The 16,359-nt window shown below is 62.5% G+C and carries 16 protein-coding genes; 10 read left to right on the top strand and 6 right to left on the bottom strand.

The window, feature by feature from the left end:
• Positions 1-217 precede the first annotated feature (217 nt).
• Together L4923_RS21990 and L4923_RS21985 are read left to right on the top strand one after the other, a co-directional pair.
• Complete coding sequence (locus L4923_RS21990) at positions 218-1,807, top strand: trimethylamine methyltransferase family protein (RefSeq protein WP_239369134.1); 1,590 nt, start codon at positions 218-220, stop codon at positions 1,805-1,807.
• A 72-nt stretch (positions 1,808-1,879) separates the two neighbouring features.
• The gene (locus L4923_RS21985; RefSeq protein ID WP_239369132.1) at positions 1,880-2,473 is read left to right on the top strand and encodes a dimethylsulfonioproprionate lyase family protein; all 594 of its coding nucleotides are present in this window, start codon (positions 1,880-1,882) and stop codon (positions 2,471-2,473) included.
• Between the two features lie 10 nt (positions 2,474-2,483).
• On the opposite strand, the gene chrA is transcribed toward L4923_RS21985, so the two are convergent.
• The 3 genes from chrA to L4923_RS21970 form a co-directional block, all read right to left on the bottom strand.
• Positions 2,484-3,692 carry a chromate efflux transporter gene (gene chrA, locus L4923_RS21980; RefSeq protein WP_239369130.1) on the bottom strand — a complete coding sequence of 403 codons (1,209 nt, stop codon included), beginning with the start codon at positions 3,690-3,692 and terminating at the stop codon, positions 2,484-2,486.
• A 116-nt stretch (positions 3,693-3,808) separates the two neighbouring features.
• Positions 3,809-4,093, bottom strand: coding sequence for a hypothetical protein (locus L4923_RS21975; RefSeq protein WP_239369128.1), 285 nt, complete (start codon positions 4,091-4,093; stop codon positions 3,809-3,811).
• Positions 4,094-4,164: 71 nt separating this feature from the next.
• A complete protein-coding gene (locus tag L4923_RS21970) occupies positions 4,165-5,631 on the bottom strand; it encodes an MATE family efflux transporter (RefSeq protein WP_239369126.1) in 1,467 nt (488 codons plus the stop codon).
• Between the two features lie 341 nt (positions 5,632-5,972).
• Between L4923_RS21970 and L4923_RS21965 the strand changes: the two genes are divergently transcribed.
• Positions 5,973-6,392, top strand: a complete 420-nt coding sequence (locus L4923_RS21965; protein ID WP_239369124.1) for a GFA family protein — start codon at positions 5,973-5,975, stop codon at positions 6,390-6,392.
• A gap of 276 nt (positions 6,393-6,668) precedes the next feature.
• Positions 6,669-8,513, top strand: coding sequence for a sensor domain-containing diguanylate cyclase (locus L4923_RS21960; RefSeq protein ID WP_239369122.1), 1,845 nt, complete (start codon positions 6,669-6,671; stop codon positions 8,511-8,513).
• Between the two features lie 11 nt (positions 8,514-8,524).
• Here L4923_RS21960 and L4923_RS21955 read toward each other — a convergent pair whose 3' ends face one another.
• On the bottom strand, positions 8,525-9,328 hold the full coding sequence (locus tag L4923_RS21955; RefSeq protein WP_239369120.1) for an alpha/beta fold hydrolase: 804 nt from the start codon (positions 9,326-9,328) through the stop codon (positions 8,525-8,527).
• A gap of 290 nt (positions 9,329-9,618) precedes the next feature.
• Here L4923_RS21955 and L4923_RS21950 point away from each other — a divergent pair, with 290 nt between their 5' ends.
• The 5 genes from L4923_RS21950 (at position 9,619) to L4923_RS21930 (ending at position 12,688) form a co-directional block, all read left to right on the top strand.
• Entirely contained in the window at positions 9,619-9,771 is a 153-nt protein-coding gene (locus L4923_RS21950) for a hypothetical protein (RefSeq protein WP_239369118.1), read from the top strand.
• A 13-nt stretch (positions 9,772-9,784) separates the two neighbouring features.
• A complete protein-coding gene (locus tag L4923_RS21945; RefSeq protein WP_239369116.1) occupies positions 9,785-10,453 on the top strand; it encodes a DUF2066 domain-containing protein in 669 nt (222 codons plus the stop codon).
• Positions 10,454-10,612: 159 nt separating this feature from the next.
• Positions 10,613-11,590, top strand: coding sequence for a bestrophin family protein (locus L4923_RS21940; RefSeq protein ID WP_239369114.1), 978 nt, complete (start codon positions 10,613-10,615; stop codon positions 11,588-11,590).
• A 211-nt stretch (positions 11,591-11,801) separates the two neighbouring features.
• Positions 11,802-12,467, top strand: coding sequence for a glutathione S-transferase family protein (locus L4923_RS21935; RefSeq protein WP_239369112.1), 666 nt, complete (start codon positions 11,802-11,804; stop codon positions 12,465-12,467).
• 71 nt (positions 12,468-12,538) lie between these two features.
• A complete protein-coding gene (locus L4923_RS21930; RefSeq protein WP_239369110.1) occupies positions 12,539-12,688 on the top strand; it encodes a hypothetical protein in 150 nt (49 codons plus the stop codon).
• Between the two features lie 140 nt (positions 12,689-12,828).
• Here the strand turns inward: L4923_RS21930 and L4923_RS21925 are convergent, their stop codons facing one another.
• Entirely contained in the window at positions 12,829-14,634 is a 1,806-nt protein-coding gene (locus L4923_RS21925; RefSeq protein ID WP_239369104.1) for an IlvD/Edd family dehydratase, read from the bottom strand.
• A 153-nt stretch (positions 14,635-14,787) separates the two neighbouring features.
• On the opposite strand from L4923_RS21925, the gene L4923_RS21920 reads away from it, so the two are divergent.
• Positions 14,788-15,243: an SRPBCC family protein gene (locus L4923_RS21920; RefSeq protein WP_239369102.1), complete on the top strand. Its 456-nt coding sequence runs from the start codon at positions 14,788-14,790 to the stop codon at positions 15,241-15,243.
• A 264-nt stretch (positions 15,244-15,507) separates the two neighbouring features.
• Here the strand turns inward: L4923_RS21920 and L4923_RS21915 are convergent.
• The coding region (locus L4923_RS21915; RefSeq protein ID WP_239369100.1) for an Mrp/NBP35 family ATP-binding protein at positions 15,508-16,359 on the bottom strand (852 nt) is incomplete at its 5' end.

The raw sequence follows: 16,359 nt of genomic DNA, 5'->3' as shown, positions 1-16,359 counted from the left end.
AAGGCGCGAACCGTGGAAGCAAGCCGCTTCCCGATCTCATAATCGCGTCGCTCGTGAACCGCATTTTTGCCTTTTGCCTGGTCCATCTTCCGGGAATCGCTGGCCCATATGCTGTACCAACACGATTGGCATAGTTCGGCGAAAGAAGGGGAGAAGCGCGCTGATGGTGGACCAACCACCACATGCAAAGCTTCAAGACAAAAAGTGGAGGTTTTCCATGTCTATGACCGCGGAAAAGCAGGATTTGCAAGGCGACGGCCGATCTCGCCGGTCCGGCGGGCGCGAAGCGCGACGCGCCATGCGCGCGGCACCTCTGGCTGATGATATTAGGCCAGTGAGGGCTGGCCTGGAGGGTGGACGCTACGGCCCATTGGCCCAAAACGACCTCGAACGCATCCATGAGGCGGTGCTGACGCTTTTGGAAACCGTCGGCTTCGCCAATGCCATTCCATCCTGCATCGAAGCACTGACGGCGGTCGGCGCCAGCTACAGCGAAGACGGCCGCATCCGCTTCCCGCGGGCGCTGGTGCTCGACACGATCCGCAAGGCGGCACGCAACTTCACGCTGCACGGCCAGGACCCGAAGCACGACATGTTGATCCAAGGCAAGCGCGTCCATTACGGCACCGCCGGTGCAGCCGTGCACCTGGTCGATGTCGAAAAGCGCGAATATCGCGAGAGCCTGCTGCAGGACATCTACGATGCTGCACGCATCGTCGACGGCCTGGACAACATCCACTTCTTCCAGCGACCGATGGTGCCGCGTGACATCCCCGATCCGCTCGAGATGGATTTCAACACGCTTTATGCCTGCGTGATGGGAACCTCCAAACATGTCGGCACCTCCTTCACGGTGCGCGAGAATGTGAAGCCTGCACTGGAGATGCTCTATACGATCGCCGGCGGGGAGGAGAACTTCCGTGCCCGGCCCTTCGTCTCCAACTCCAACTGTTTCGTCGTACCGCCAATGAAATTCGCCGAAGATGCCTGCGGCGTGCTGGAGGCCTGTGTCGAGGGCGGCATCCCGATCCTGCTGCTTTCCGCCGGCCAGGCCGGCGCGACCGCACCGGCCGCAATTGCAGGCGCAGTGGTGCAGGCGGTGGCCGAAGTGCTGGCGGGACTGGTGTACGTCAATGCCATCAAACCCGGCCATCCCGCTATTTTCGGCACCTGGCCCTTCGTCTCGGACCTGCGCACCGGCGCAATGTCCGGCGGCTCTGCCGAGCAGGCGCTGTTGACCGCGGCCTGCGCGCAGATGGCGCAATTCTACGACCTGCCCGGCGGCTCGGCCGCCGGCATGGCCGATTCCAAACTGCCCGACATCCAGTCGGGTTTCGAAAAGGGCATCACCGACGTGATGGCCGGCCTGTCGGGCCTCAACCTCGTCTACGAATCCGCGGGCATGCACGCTTCCCTGCTCGGCTTCTGCCTGGAAAGCCTGATCATCGACAACGACATGATCGGCCAGTGCCTGCGCTGCGTGCGCGGCATCGAGGTCAGCGACGAGGCCCTGTCGATCGACACCATCACTGAAGTCTGCCTCAACGGTCCCGGCCACTATCTCGGCAACGACCAGACGCTGAAGTTGATGCAGACGGAATATTTCTACCCGGCCATCGGCGACCGTTTCTCGCCGAAGGAATGGAACGAAAAGGGCAAGCCCGACATCCTGCAGCGTGCCATCGCCGAGAAGAAGCGCATCCTGGCGGAACGTTTCCCGAGCCACGTGCCCCGCGCCATCGACGACCGCCTGCGCCAGCGCTTCGACGGTATCATCCACCTGCCCCGCTCAGGCATGGGTGGGTAGGTGGGCATCCGCAGGCATTGCCCCCGTCCGCACGATCGTGGAACAATGCGGCTGTAACGGCGGAGCGGCAATATGGCAGCAACCAACCGGGAAAAGCTGGCAACCTTCCTCGATGATCTGACTGCCGCGATCGGGCCGAAAGCAACCGGCGACACGCCGCTGGCGCTTGGCTGGCAGCGTGTAGCGGTGGCCATTCCGCGTGGCGAGGCCGAAACCGGCTCGACAGAACCAGCTCGACGGCCAGCCTGTATCCATCTGGAAACCAGCTATCGCAATCTGGAAAATGCAGGACTGCGCAAGCTGGCGGCATCCTTCCGGGAGATCGAGCCGCTTCTGGCCTGGAGCAGCCGCGCCGAGCGGCGCATCTCCGACACGCTTGCCGAAAACTATGCCGAGGCGACGATCGTCGGGGACGGCGGCGCGATACCCAGCAAAACGGTCGAGATCGGCGCGTCTATCCTGAGCCCGAACACGGATTATCCGAACCACCGGCACCCACCGGAAGAAGTCTACATCGCCTTGTCGAAGGGGCACTGGCGGCAGGATGACGACCCGTGGATCGAGCCCGGCATCGGCGGCCTGATCCACAATCCCGCCAACATCATCCACGCCATGCGCTCGGGGAACCAGCCGCTGTTCGCGATCTGGTGCCTGCCTCTGCCATAGGCGAAAGGGGTCACGCCACGGCTCCTGCCGCCGCCAGCAAAAGCACCACCACCCAGGGCGGCGCCTTGGCGAAGACCAGCAGCAGGAAGCCACCCAGGCCGAGCAAGACATCGAGCGGCCCGGTGATGGCGCTGGTCAATACCGGATCATAGAAGGCGGCAGCAAGGATGCCGACGACGGCGGCATTGGTGCCGCGCATTGCCGCCTGCGCCTTCGGCAGGCCGCGCAGCTTGTCCCAGAACGGTAGCGCGCCATAGACAAGCAACAGCCCGGGCAGGAAGATGGCGACAAGCGCCAGCGAAGCGCCGAGGAGACCGTTGGGCACGACACCGGACACGGCGCCGAGATAGGCGGCGAAGGTGAAAAGCGGGCCGGGCACGGCCTGTGCCGCGCCATAACCGGCAAGGAAATCCTGCACCGGCACCCAGCCGGGCGCCGCAACGGCGTTTTCCAGCAGCGGCAGCACGACATGGCCGCCACCGAACACCAGCGCCCCGGACCGGTAGAAAGCGTCGAAGAAGGCCAGCGCATGGTTGCCGGTCCAGGCAACCAACAGCGGAGGGAGCAGGAGCAAGATGGAGAATAAGGCAAGCGCTGCAGTGCCGGCCCGACGGCTGACCGGGAAAGCCGGGTGAAACGACGGCTCGCCAGCTTCACTCCGGCACAGGAAGAGCCCGGCGACCGCACCGGCCGCTATGGCGCCGACTTGGCCGAACCAGCCGCCGACAAGCGTGGCAAGCAAGAGAGCACCAAGCGCAATGGCGATGCGCTGGCGGTCCGGCGTCAGCGTGCGCGCCATGCCCCATAACGCCTGCGCCACCACGGCCACCGCCACCAGTTTCAGCCCATGCAGGATGCCCTGGCCGACAGGATTGTCGAGTGCGCCGGCACCCAGCGCGAAGACAAGCAGCAGCAATGCCGACGGCAGCGTAAAGCCGGCCCAGGCCGCGAGGCCGCCGACGAGACCGCCGCCGCGCAGCACGCCGAGCGAAAAGCCGACCTGACTGGAGGCAGGGCCAGGGAGGAACTGGCACAGCGCGACGAGATCGGCGTAACCGGCGTCGTCGATCCACTTCCTGCGCACCACGAAGGCGTCGCGAAAATAGCCGAGATGCGCGATCGGACCGCCGAAGGAAGTCAGGCCAAGCTGGAGAAAAACGCGGAACACCTCGGCGATGCGCGATCCTCGCGATGCCGCTTCATCATTCTCCCCCGTCACCGTCCACCCTCGCCGCTGGCGCCCCGTTTCGGCGGCGATCCTATCGGGTCAGGATCGAAGGGCAAGCACCCGCAATGCGATACGTCCTGCCTCTCTTGGCGAGAGTTCGAAGTCTGCTACGCTGGATTCACGGCAGCACCCAACACGCCCAGCAGCGTAATCAACCCCGAGATATAATTCAGCCGTGACGTGGTGAACTTCGCGACTGCCTGACTGCCGCGCACAAGCCGCGTCGCGTGGAAAAGAACGACCTGCACGATCAGGAAAAAGACGATAGGGCCAAAAAACATCGAGCCGACCGCCTCGCCCCAGTTGCCGACCGATGCCATCAGCGCCGCCGTCTTCAGGTTCAAAACCACGGCAACAAGGATAGTCAGGCTCACTGACCAGAATAGTGGCATCTGACACAATCTCCCCCTGAGAATAGAACGGCGAGCATGCCGATATTCGATATGCCGCCAGCAAACACCCTTCAGCTCTCTCCCTGCGGCGTCAGCGCAGCGCGCCCGCGCGGCACGCCGAGGCCGGTATCCGGCGGCTCGCCCGCCGCCGGCCGCTCCTCCTCGATCATATGCATGGTGCGCCATTTGCCGAAACGATAGTAGGCGACGGCCAGCACCAGCGAGGCGATCGAGCCGGCCGGGAAGCTCCACCACAACGCGTCCTGGCCAAGCATATCGCGCAGCGCATAGGCAAAGCCGGTGCGAATGAACAGCACCGAGATGATGAGAATGATCAATGGCGGCATAACCGCGCCGGTGGCGCGAACGGTGGCGAACAGGACGATGGTGACGCCGAACAGGATGAACGACCATGACGCCAGGTTGTTGATGTGCTGGGCGATGTCCACCGCGGCACCGTCGGCTGCGAGGAACAGACCGAGCATCGCGCGGTCGAAGACATAGAGCAGCAACACCAGCGTACCGGTGAGCAGGAGATTGAAGCCGACGCCGGCAGCGGCGATCCGCCCGATCCGATCCCAGCGGCGGGCGCCGACATTCTGTGCCGCCATCGATGACACCGCGGCGCCGATCGCCAGCGCCGGCATCTGGATATAGGTCCAGAGCTGCGCGGCGATGCCGTAGGCGGCGGCCACTTGCGAGCCGTAGCCATTGACCATGCCCATCAGCACGAGCGCCGCCATCGAGATGACGATCATCTGCAGGCCCATCGGGATGCCCTTGGTGACGACGATGCGCAGCAGCCTGGGATCCGGCTTGAGCAAAGCGAGATCCGGTCCGGCCAAACGCAGCGGATGCTTGCGCCGGTAGAGCAGGATCAGGATCGCTGCCACGCTCACCGTCTGGCCGATCAGCGTCGCGAGCGCGGAGCCAGCGATGCCGAAACCCGGTATCGGACCGAAACCGATGATGAGCAGCGGATTGAGAATGATGTCGAGCACCACGGCGAGCGCCATGAAGTAGAAGGGCGTGCGGGAGTCCCCTGCACCCCGCAGGATGGTCATCACGAAAGACAAGAGGTTGGCCGCCGGCACCGCCGCGAAGATGATGACAAGGTAGGCGCGCGCCAGCGGCATGACGTCGGCCGGCGTGCCGAGCAGCCCAAGGATCTGGTCGACAAACAGCCATCCGCCAAAGGCGAAGACCAGGGAAACCAGGAAGAAGAACGTCGCGCTGGTGCCGACGATGCGCCTTGCCTCGACCATGTCGCGGGCGCCCACCGACTGTGCCACCAGGATGGTTGCCGCCATGCCGATGCCGAACATGGTCCCGAGCAGAAGGAAGAGCACCAGATTGGCGTTGGACGTCGCGGCCAGCGCCGTTTCGCCGAGAAAGCGGCCGACCCAGACCGAGTTGATCGAACCGTTCAGCGATTGCAGCACATTGGAGCCGAGAACCGGCAGCGCGAAAATCAGAAGCGTGGAAGCGATCGGCCCGTTGGTGAGGTCGCACGGGCGGCGGGAAGTCTTGTCGTTCATTGCCGGTCGTTCCTGATTCCGCCGTCCAGAGCAATTCCAGGAGAAGTGTGAAGGGTTTCCGTCTGGAATTGCGAAAAAACAAGGAGTTGGAGCATTTCCGGAAGAAGCGGGAATGCTTCAGTGACTGTAGCGAAAAAATACTGCCATTGTCGAAACGGCAGCTCTATGCCCGGCTTTGCCGCTTACGTCAATATTACCCGGGTAAAACTGTCGGCATATGATCCCTGCGCTGCGGTGGCAAGAACTGGCCACAACGATGCCAGTTGCATGGCAAGGCGGGTATCATCGCCACCCGCAATGTGCATGCTTGCGAAGCTGGTCGGACAGAGGATGGGAAAAGGATGAGGAAGACCTATCATGGCAGCTGCCATTGCGGCTCTATCCGCTTTTCCGCCGAACTCGATTTCGACGACGGCATCCGCCGCTGCAATTGCAGCTTCTGCCTGAAGGTCGGGTACAAGAAATCCTTCGCCGCCTACGAAGCGGTCGAGATCACCAGCGGCAAGGCCGAGATGATCGACTACCAACCCACGCCCTCGAATTGGCCCGAAGGCGACATCAACCACTACATGTGCCCGAAATGCGGCGTGCATCCCTTCTCGCGCGGTTATCTCGATTTCATGGGTGGAAATTTCTGGGCCGTGAACGTCGCCTGCCTGGACGATGCCACCGAAGAAGAACTGGCGGCGGCGCCTGTCATCTATGAAGACGGCAAGCGCGATCGGCAGCTAGAGGCGCCTCAAATCACGGCTTATCTTTAAGCGCGGCGGCGCCCGCCAAGCGCCCGACAGTTTCGTTTCCGGACAGTAAATCTCCGGTGCCATGCGGCTTGTTTGCTTCAAGGCCGGCATTTGCCGGTGTTCAAGCGTCATCGGGCATTCATCGAATTTGATTTAAAGGCAATTGCCGCTGGCATCTCATTCTTAAAGGCGGCAAGCTAGATAGGGGGCGGGCAAGGCGCACTCGATCACGCACGGCTAATGCAGCAATTACAAATACTTGGCTCCAGTCAAAGAACAGGAACCACGGCACGGTTCGTGTTCTGGATCGCCCTGCTCGGCCTCGCCAACTACCTTTCGAATTCGCTGTTTCGCATTCAGGGCATGGTTGCCTTGCAGCTTACCTATGCCTTGTTGCTGGCGATCCTGCTGCTGACGCCGCGCCGACAGTGGCCCGCCTATCTGATCACTGCATTTCCGATGCTGATCATCGTGCGGGCGTTGGCGATCGGCTCACTCTCCGAGCTGACCAGCCTTTTTGCGTTGGTCAGTACCATAACGTCGATCCTCGCCGCCACGGCCGGTGCCGCCATCCTGTCGCGCGATCGTGACTGGGTCGAAGGCCGTTCAGACCAGCTCGGCGCCTGGGCAACGGCCGGTTTTGTCACAGTGGTGGTGCTGCCGCTTATCAGCGCCAGCATATTTGCCCTCGTACGCATGCCACCACCAGGCTACGGTTCGACGGAATACTGGTTGAACGTCTATTCCAACGTGGCGCTGGCCTATCTGGTGCTGACGCCGCCGGTGCTGCGGGCGCGTCCACGGCAATGGCGCGATCTCTACCGCAGCGGGAAACTGCCGGAAGCAATCGCCCTGATCGCCGGCTTCGGCGCGTTCGCTGCGTTGATCTTCACGCAGTCATCGGTGTTGCCGCTGTTCCTGATCCTGCCGCCACTGATCATCATCCTGTTTCGCGTCGGCTTCATCGGGCTTTCAGTGGCCATGGCCTTGCTGGTGCCGATCGCGGTGCTTTTGACCGGTGCGGGCCAGGGTCCTTTTCATGCCATCGACCATCTGCATTTGACCGGGAGCGCGCAGAAGGGAGCCGATGTGCATCAGGCACTGCTGCTTTGCCGCGTGTTCCTGGTGCTTACCTTCATTGTCGTCGTGATGATCGCGGCACTTCTGCACGAGCGCGAACAGTTGCAGCGCATGGCGCAAGCCGATCGCGACATCTACGAAATGGTCGCCCGCCAATCCGGCGACATGGCCTTCGTCAGCGATCTCGACGGGCGCATCGTCTTCATTTCGCCGGTGGCTGCACAGGTGCTCGGGCTCGCCGAGAGCGCGCTCAGCAATTTCGACTGGCGCAACCACATACACCCGGACGATCTCGGCACCATCGACGCCGCCTTGCAGCGGGTGGGCCGTGGCGAAGAGGACGTCGACTATCTCTTCCGCGCCTTCGATGCCGGCGGCAACGAACTGTGGTTCGAAAACCGCGTGCGCCTGTCGACCGCCACGTCCAAGGACGGGCCGCGCTACATCGTTGGCTCGACACGCGAGGTGACGGCCCGCGTGTTGCGCGAACAGCAATTGGAAAAAATGGCCGCCGTCGATGTTCTCACTGGATTGCCCAACAGGCGCCAGCTCAATGAGCAGAGCCGCCTGAAATGGCGTCTTGCCGCGCGGCACAGCGACTTCCTGTCCCTGCATGTCATCGATATCGATTTCTTCAAGGCCTATAACGACGTCTATGGCCACGCCAAGGGCGACAAGTGCCTGCGCGAGGTGGCATCCGCGATCCGCAAGGTCTTGAAACGGCCGGATGATTTCTGTGCGCGCTACGGCGGCGAGGAGTTCGTCGCGATGTTGCCTGGCACCGACGGAGCCGGGGCGCTGAAGATCGGCGAGGACATCTGTGCGGCGGTGCGAGACCTCAATATACGACACGATGCCAGCGAATATGGGATCGTAACTGTCAGCGTCGGCTGCTCGACCATCCGCCCCGCCTTCGCCGACGACGACGGCTCGCTGTTCGAGGCAGCCGATGCTGCCCTCTACCAGGCGAAACGGCAGGGGCGTAACCGAGTCGTGGCCAGCAACCTGCGCAACCTCATCATCGACGCGAATATCGTGGCGCTGCCCAAGCGCCAGGTCTGACCCCGTGATATTCATCCTATCCGGTCGAGGAAGCGGCGCACTTCCCGGTTGAACTGAACCGGACGCTGCAACGGCGCGAAATGGCCGATGCGGGGGAGCACGGCGAGTTCGGCGCCCGGGATGCTGAGCGCCAGGTAATCGGCATGATCCTGCCGGATGAATTCGTCCTGTTCGCCGATGACGACAGCGACCGGCACCCGGATGCCTCTGAGCTGACCGGCAGTGTAGTTCGGCTCGCTCTGCATCATGCGACCGACATCCGCCACCAATGTCGAGAAGTCGTCGGGCGTTGCCGACATGGCCTCGTAGTCCTTCTTGTGACGGCTGAAGCAGCGATCGGTCAGCGGCGTCGGCTTGAACTCCAGCGTGCCGCTGGGATCCATGTTGCAGGCGAAGAAGAAGACGCCCGACACACGCTGCGGATACTTGTCCGCCAGGATCAGCGCCGTGCAGGCACCATCGCTCCAGCCGACCAGCGCCGCTTTCGTGAGGCCAAGATGATCCATGACGGCCAGTACGTCGTCCGCCATCCGCTCATAACCGAACGGTCCGGCGTCGCGTGTGCTGCGGCCATGCCCGCGACTGTCGATGACGACCACTGTCCTGCCCGCCTGGACGAGCGCCGGGACCTGGTGGCCCCAATTGCCGGCATTGCCCAACCCGCCATGCAATAGGATCACGGCGGGACCGGATCCATAGACAGCGTGCCAGATGCGAGCGCCGTCGTTTTCCACGAACCCCTCCGTCACCGCGGCGGGAAGCGGCGCGGCGCCATGCGCGTCGAAATTCAGGAGTTCGTCGTCGGTGAAATTCATGGGCTTCTCCTCAAAACGGCACGCGTGCGTTTGGACGTTAAAGAACGCCATCCCCTAAAGACGATCGAACTCGGCCATTCGCGACAAAGTCCCGGCGAAAAAGTTCGAACAGGCGCCGGCGTCATCCTGCAAATTTGCATTGTCTGCCGTCGTCTCTGGAGCGTTTCCGTTTTTCACGGAAACGCAGAAACGCTCTAACTCTTTGTTTTTACGCAGTTCCGGACGGAAAACCGTTACACACTTTTCCTGGAATTGCTCTAAGCTGCCGCCGTCAAACCAGGAGAATTGGCATGTTTGGTGGTTTGAAGCCCGGGATCGTTGCGGCAATGTTGGTGGCTGCGGTTTCCGCGGGAGCCGCGGAAGTCGACCGCGCCAGCCTCTATCGTGGCCGGTCGGTGACCAACGGCTTCGGCGAAGTGAACCGGGCGCGCGCTGGCCCCTAGCCTGCAAGACGTATTGGTCAAGGTTTCCGGCGACCCTCGCCTGATCGGCGATCCGCGCGTCGCCGAAATGGCGCGACACGCTCCCGACTATGTCAAGACGTTCAGCTATCGCGACTTGCTTAACAATCGCCCGCCGCATGACGAACAGGGCACCTACGACCGGCCGCAATATCTCACTGCCAACTTCGATCCGGACAAGATCAACGCTCTGCTGGCATCGCTCGGACGCAAGCCCTGGCCGTTGCCGCGACCGAAGGTGGTCGCCCTGGTCGAGGTCGCACCGATGAAGGGCGACAGTTTCATGCTGGCAAGCAAGAGCGACAATCTTTTGGCCGCGGATATGCGTGCAGCATTGTTGGCGGCCGCCCAGCAGACCGGCATGCCGTTGCAGTTGCCTGCACAGAATGAGGCCGAGGCCATTCGAACCCGGAAATCGGAGCCTAAAGGGCTTGCAAGGAGAGCCAGGGCGCTGGGCGGCGACCTCCTCCTGATCGGCACCATGGTCTGGCGCGAGGAAGCGCTCGGTTGGGTTGCTGACTGGCAGCTCATTTCCAGGACCCGGAACCATGTCTGGCAGTCGCGGGGCTTCGGCTTTGACGACTCGTTCCGCAATGCCTTGCGCGGAACCGCACAAATCCTGTCGGGCAACGGGCAACCCGACGCCGTCGTCACGGCGAAATAGGGCGTTCGTCCTTAAAAGCCGCCGTTTCGGTTGTGCAGAACGCGATCTTGCGGCTGCGGCAATCGAAGCAATCTCAGCGGTTCATGATATGCCTTGCCTATTGGTGTCGTTTGTAGGCGGAGGATTGCATTCCCGATGTATGTAGGCCGCTCTTACAGATTGCTGGATTTCGCGCTCTGGTCGCGGCGCAGCGTTATTTACATGGTCGCGGTGAGCGCATTGGCGATCGTGCTTTACCGTTTTCCCGGCACAGCAGGGTTCTCCGTTCCCTGGTCCGTCGTGTTGGTGCTCGGCACCACGGTTTCGCTTGTCACCGGGTTCAAGAACTCGCAGGTGTTCACCCGCAGCAACGAGGCCCTGCAGGCGTTTTCCCAAATCACCGCAAGCAGCCGGCTGTGGTCCAGCTTCTGCAGGGACTTCACCGATGCCGCAACGGCAAGACAGCTGATCTATCGTCATCTCGCCTGGTTGACGGCGCTACGGTTTTCGCTGCGGCGGCCGATGCCGTGGGAGTCCCTCGCGCGTGCCGCTAACATCGAATTCCGCCGGCGGCGCTATCACATCCAGGAGGACAAAAGCTCGGTTGCCGAGGAACTGCGAGCACTGCTGGCCGCAGACGCTGAAACCGTCCTGAAGTCGGCCCAGCCGGCGATTGCCTTGCTCGACATTCAGTTGGCCCAGGTCAACAAGCTGCTCAAGAATTCCGCCGTGCCGACGCAGGTTTATTCGGAGCTGACCAAGCTCATGCGCGACTTCCACGACCAGCAGGCGCGGTGCGACCGCATCAAGAACAACCCCTATCCGCGCCAATACGCGATCATCAGCTCGATGTTCATGATCATCTTCTGCACCTTGCTGCCGTTCGGCGTCGTTCCCGTCTTTGCGGACATGGGCAAGCTGGGCGGCCTGCTCGGGCCGGTCGCGATCTGGCTCACCATCCCGTTCAGTGCCCTCCTGGGATGGGTCTACATGTCGCTCGACCTGGTCGGCGAGAGCAGCGCCAACCCGTTCGAAGGCGGCGCCAACGACGTGCCCATCTCCCAGATCTGCCGGGATATCGAGATCGAGCTGCGCGGAGCCCTCGGGGAAAGCAGCCTGCCGGCGCCGCTGCCGGCGATCAACGACATCGCGACCTAAGCAGCTCTCACGCAAGCGATGCCTCACTAGAAACCCTTGCGAACGCCAGGGCATCCGGCACCCTATCGCGTCTGAAATGGAGCGGAATGTCGGAAACAGCCCCCTTCGTTCGTCCTTGGTATGCAACGCAAGAACGGACAGCTGGTCATAAAGAGATCGCCGCAATCGCGCGTACCTCCCGACCGGAACCTGCAATCACAGGAACCTTTTGATGATCCCTACCATCACAGCCTTTGAGCAATCACCCGATGAAGGCCAGGGCCTGGCGCGCGACATGCGCGTTCGCTGGGCGCTCGAGGAGGTGGGGCAGCCCTATGAGGTCCGCCTCGTGTCGTTCAAGGAACTGAAGCAACCCGCGCATCTCGCGCTTCATCCCTTCGGGCAGATCCCGACCTATCAGGAAGGCGACCTCGCACTGTTCGAAACGGGCTCCATCATCTTCCACATAGCGCAGCGCCATCCCGGCCTGCTGCCGAAGAATGAGAATGCCCGGGCGCGCGCAATCACCTGGATGTTTGCCGCACTCAGCACGATGGAGCCGCCGATCATCGAGCGCGAACAGATTCCCTATGCGGAGGGCGACAGGCCCTGGCACGCGGAACGCGTGCCTCTGATGGACGATCGGGTCCGCGTGCGGCTGGATCAGCTTTCGAACCGGCTCGGCGAGGCCGACTGGCTCGACGGCGCATTCAGCGCCGGCGACCTGATGATGGTGATGGTGCTGCGCAGATTGGAAGGAACGGGCCTGGTGGAGGAATATCCGAACCTCTCAGCCTATGTCGCCCGCGGCCAGGCACGGCCTGCCTACCAGCGCGCCTTCGATGCCCAATTGGCGGTCTTCACCGCTAAATCGGGAAGCCAGACGTCGCGACTATGACCATATGACATCGGCGATTGTCGGGAACCTCCGGCACCTGCGCAAGGTTATTGACCGGAAAGGAGGTTTCCATGATCCGCAAGCTGAAGTCCGGTGAATACCGGCTCTACTCGCGCAAGGTCGACCCGAAGACCCACAAGCGCAGGAACCTCGGCACCTTCAAATCCAGGGAAGCGGCCGAGAAACACGAGCGCGAGGTGCAATATTTCAAGCGCCACTAGAGCACTTGGCGTTACAAAAATGCGACGAAAACAAACCGTTAGAGCGTTTCCGCGTTTCCGTGAAAAACGGAAACGCTCTAGGTGCGGCTCAGAGCCGTGACCGGGACCGTCTGAAGTCCCGGCACATGATCATGCCGCAGCTAGTGATTGTCGCGCGGCATGCCTGCGGTGTGGGCGACATCCTGGTATTTGACTGCCGGCTTCAGCACCATCCCTTCCGAGAACTGGTCGACCATCGAACGCTGGATTTCCTGCCACGGCGTCTGGTGCTGTGGATAGTGATAGCCGCCATTGCCGTTGAGCGCGGCCCGACGGCGAGCAAGCTCATCCTCCGGCACCAGCATGTCGGCGGTGCCCTTGCGCAGGTCGATGCGCACGCGGTCGCCCTTCTGCAACAGCGCCAGGCCGCCACCAGCGGCAGCTTCCGGTGAAGCGTTGAGGATAGAAGGCGTGCCGGATGTGCCCGACTGGCGGCCATCGCCGACGCAAGGCAACGAATGCACGCCCTTCTTGATGAGGTAGGCAGGCGGCTGCATGTTCACCACTTCGGCGCCGCCCGGATAACCAACCGGACCGGCGCCACGCATGAAGAGGATGGTATATTCATCGATGCCTTCGGCAGGATCGTCGATGCGGGCGTGATAATCCTCCGGCCCGTCGAACACCGCAGCCTTGCCTTCGAAGGCCTCGGGATCATCCGGGTTGGAGAGATAGCGGTCGCGGAATTCCTTCGAGATCACGCTGGTCTTCATGATGGCGCTGTCGAACAGGTTGCCCTTGAGATTGATGAAGCCGGCTTCCTTCTTCAGCGGTTCGGCCACGGGCAAGATCACCTTGGGGTCGAGATTCTCGGCCTTGCCACAATTCTCCCCCATGGTCCTGCCGTTGGCCGTGACAGCACCCGGATGCGGCAGCAGCCCTGCCTTCATCAGCTCGGCCACCACGGCCGGAACGCCGCCGGCATGATGGTAGTCCTCGCCCAGATATTCTCCGGCCGGCTGCAGATTGACGAGCAGCGGTATCTTGTGGCCGATCGCCTGCCAGTCGTCATTGTCCAGCCGGACGCCGAGATGACGGGCTATCGCATTCAAATGGATCGGTGCGTTGGTCGAGCCGCCGATCGCGGAGTTGACGACGATGGCGTTCTCGAAGGCTTCGCGCGTCATGATGTCTGACGGTTTCAGATCTTCATGGACCATATCGACGATGCGCTTGCCGGTTTCGTAGGCGATCTGGCCACGCTCGCGATAGGGCGCCGGAATGGCGGCCGAGCCGGGCAGTTGCATGCCGAGCGCTTCGGCCAGGCTGTTCATGGTGGTAGCTGTGCCCATGGTGTTGCAGTAGCCGACCGAGGGGGCGGAGGAAGCCACGATCTCCATGAACTCATCATAATCGATCTCGCCTGCCGACAGACGCTGGCGCGATTCCCACACGATGGTGCCGGAGCCGGTGCGCTTGCCCTTGTGCCAGCCATTCAGCATCGGCCCGACGGAAAGCGCGATGGCCGGAATGTTGACGGTCGCGGCGGCCATCAGCATGGCCGGCGTGGTCTTGTCGCAGCCGATGGTGAGCACGACGCCATCGAGCGGGTAGCCGTAGAGCACTTCCACCAGCGAGAGATAGGCGAGGTTGCGGTCGAGCGCAGCGGTCGGGCGCTTGCCCGTTTCCTGGATCGGATGGCAGGGGAATTCGAACGGGATGCCACCGGCCGCAACGATGCCTTCGCGCACGCGCTTGGCCAGTTCGAGATGATGGCGGTTGCAAGGCGAAAGGTCCGAGCCTGTCTGGGCGATACCGATCAGCGGCTTGCCCGACTGCAGTTCGGCGCGGGTGAGGCCATAGTTCAGGTAGCGCTCCAGATAGAGCGCGGTCATGCCCGGATTATCAGGATTGTCGAACCATTCCTGCGACCGGAACTTCTTCTTATCGCTAGGCGCGCCTGCCATGGCTGTCTCCCTATTTGTCTGACAAATGGATATGTCATCGTACGCATTCGGGCAAGGGGCATGCCCCGGACTTTGGTGCGATGGACAGCATTGATGCACTACGGTACGGCTTTGACCAGTGGGCAGTTTTGGCTGCCTCAATGGGAGGATTGCATGGCTCTGGTGATCGAAGGCGAGGAACGCATTGCAGCCCCGGTGGAGAAGGTGTGGGCGGCGCTCAACGACCCCGTCGTGCTCAAGGAGAGCATTCCCGGCTGCCAGAGCCTGGAGATGAAGTCACCCACCGACATGGCGGCCACGGTGGTGCTGAAGATCGGACCGATCAAGGCGACCTTCAACGGCGAGGTGACGCTGAAGAACCTCAAGCCGCCGCACTCCTACACCATCCAGGGAGAAGGCAAGGGCGGCATCGCCGGCTTCGCCAAGGGCGGCGCTGACGTGACACTGACCGCCGATGGCGACGGCGCGACGCTGCTGAAATATGCCGCCAAGGCGGATGTCGGCGGCAAGATCGCGCAATTGGGCAGCCGCCTGATCACCTCGACCTCGAAGAAGCTCGCCGGCGAATTCTTCTCCACTTTCGGCAAGAAGGTGGGGGCCGCCGGCTGAACTCGGCCGGACGGTGGTGCGTCCTTCGAGGCTCGCCCGCTAGTGGTTGCGCATATTTTCCAATGCGTTGCGGGCTCGCACCTCAGGATGAGGGCGGTTGTGCAGCACCGCTCAAGTTTCGAACTGTTCGACTATTTGGCGAGCAAGCGCCAGCGGTCCTCGTCCTGAGGTGCGAGCCCGCAAAACCCGTGAAAAATATGCGCAACCACTAGCGGGCGAGCCTCGAAGGACGCACCGAAAACACGCCGCCCTTGTCAGCTCAACCTATTCGAAAACGATGCTCGGGCCGGTCTCAGCAGCACCCTTCCCGGCCTGCAGCTGCGCCCAGGTCTTGGCGGCGATGTCTTTGTAGATTTTGGCCTCCGCGCCATCAGGCTTGGCGGCAACCACTGGCGAGCCCGCGTCGGAACTCTCGCGAATGCCCATCTCCAGCGGCACGGCGCCGAGGAACGGCACGCCCAGGCGCTCGGCTTCCCTCTGCGCCCCGCCATGGCCGAAGATGTCGTAACGTTTGCCGGTGTCGGGAGCGATGAAATAGCTCATGTTCTCGACGATGCCGAGCAACGGCACGTCGACCTTCTTGAACATGTTCAGCCCCTTGCGCGCGTCAATCAAGGCAAGGTCCTGCGGCGTGGAAACGATCACCGCGCCGGCCAGCGGCACCTGCTGAGCCATGGTCAGCTGGGCGTCGCCGGTGCCGGGAGGCATGTCGACCACCAGCACGTCGAGCGGGCCCCATTCGACCTCGCGCAGCATCTGGGTGAGCGCCGACATCACCATCGGTCCGCGCCAGATCATCGGCGTTTCCTCATCGACGAGGAAGCCCATCGACATCACCTTGAGGCCGTAATTTTCCTTCGGCTTCAGCACCTTGCCGTCGACAGTCTCCGGCTTGCCGTGAATGCCGAGCAGCTTCGGCATCGAAGGCCCGTAGATATCGGCATCGAGAACGCCGACCTTCAGGCCATTGGCGGCGAGACCCAGCGCGATGTTGACGGCGGTGGTGGATTTGCCGACGCCGCCCTTGCCGGAAGCGACCGCGATGATCGCCTCGATGCCGGGCACGCCGCGCTTGCCGGAACTCTGCGACGGCGGCGCCTGGCGCGGCGCCGGTGC

This window comes from Terribium retamae (assembly GCF_022347545.1).
GTDB classification, from domain to species: Bacteria; Pseudomonadota; Alphaproteobacteria; order Rhizobiales; family Rhizobiaceae; genus Mesorhizobium; species Mesorhizobium retamae.
The sequence above is the reverse complement of the archived record's forward strand: the minus strand, read 5'-3'. Positions and strand labels throughout refer to the sequence as shown.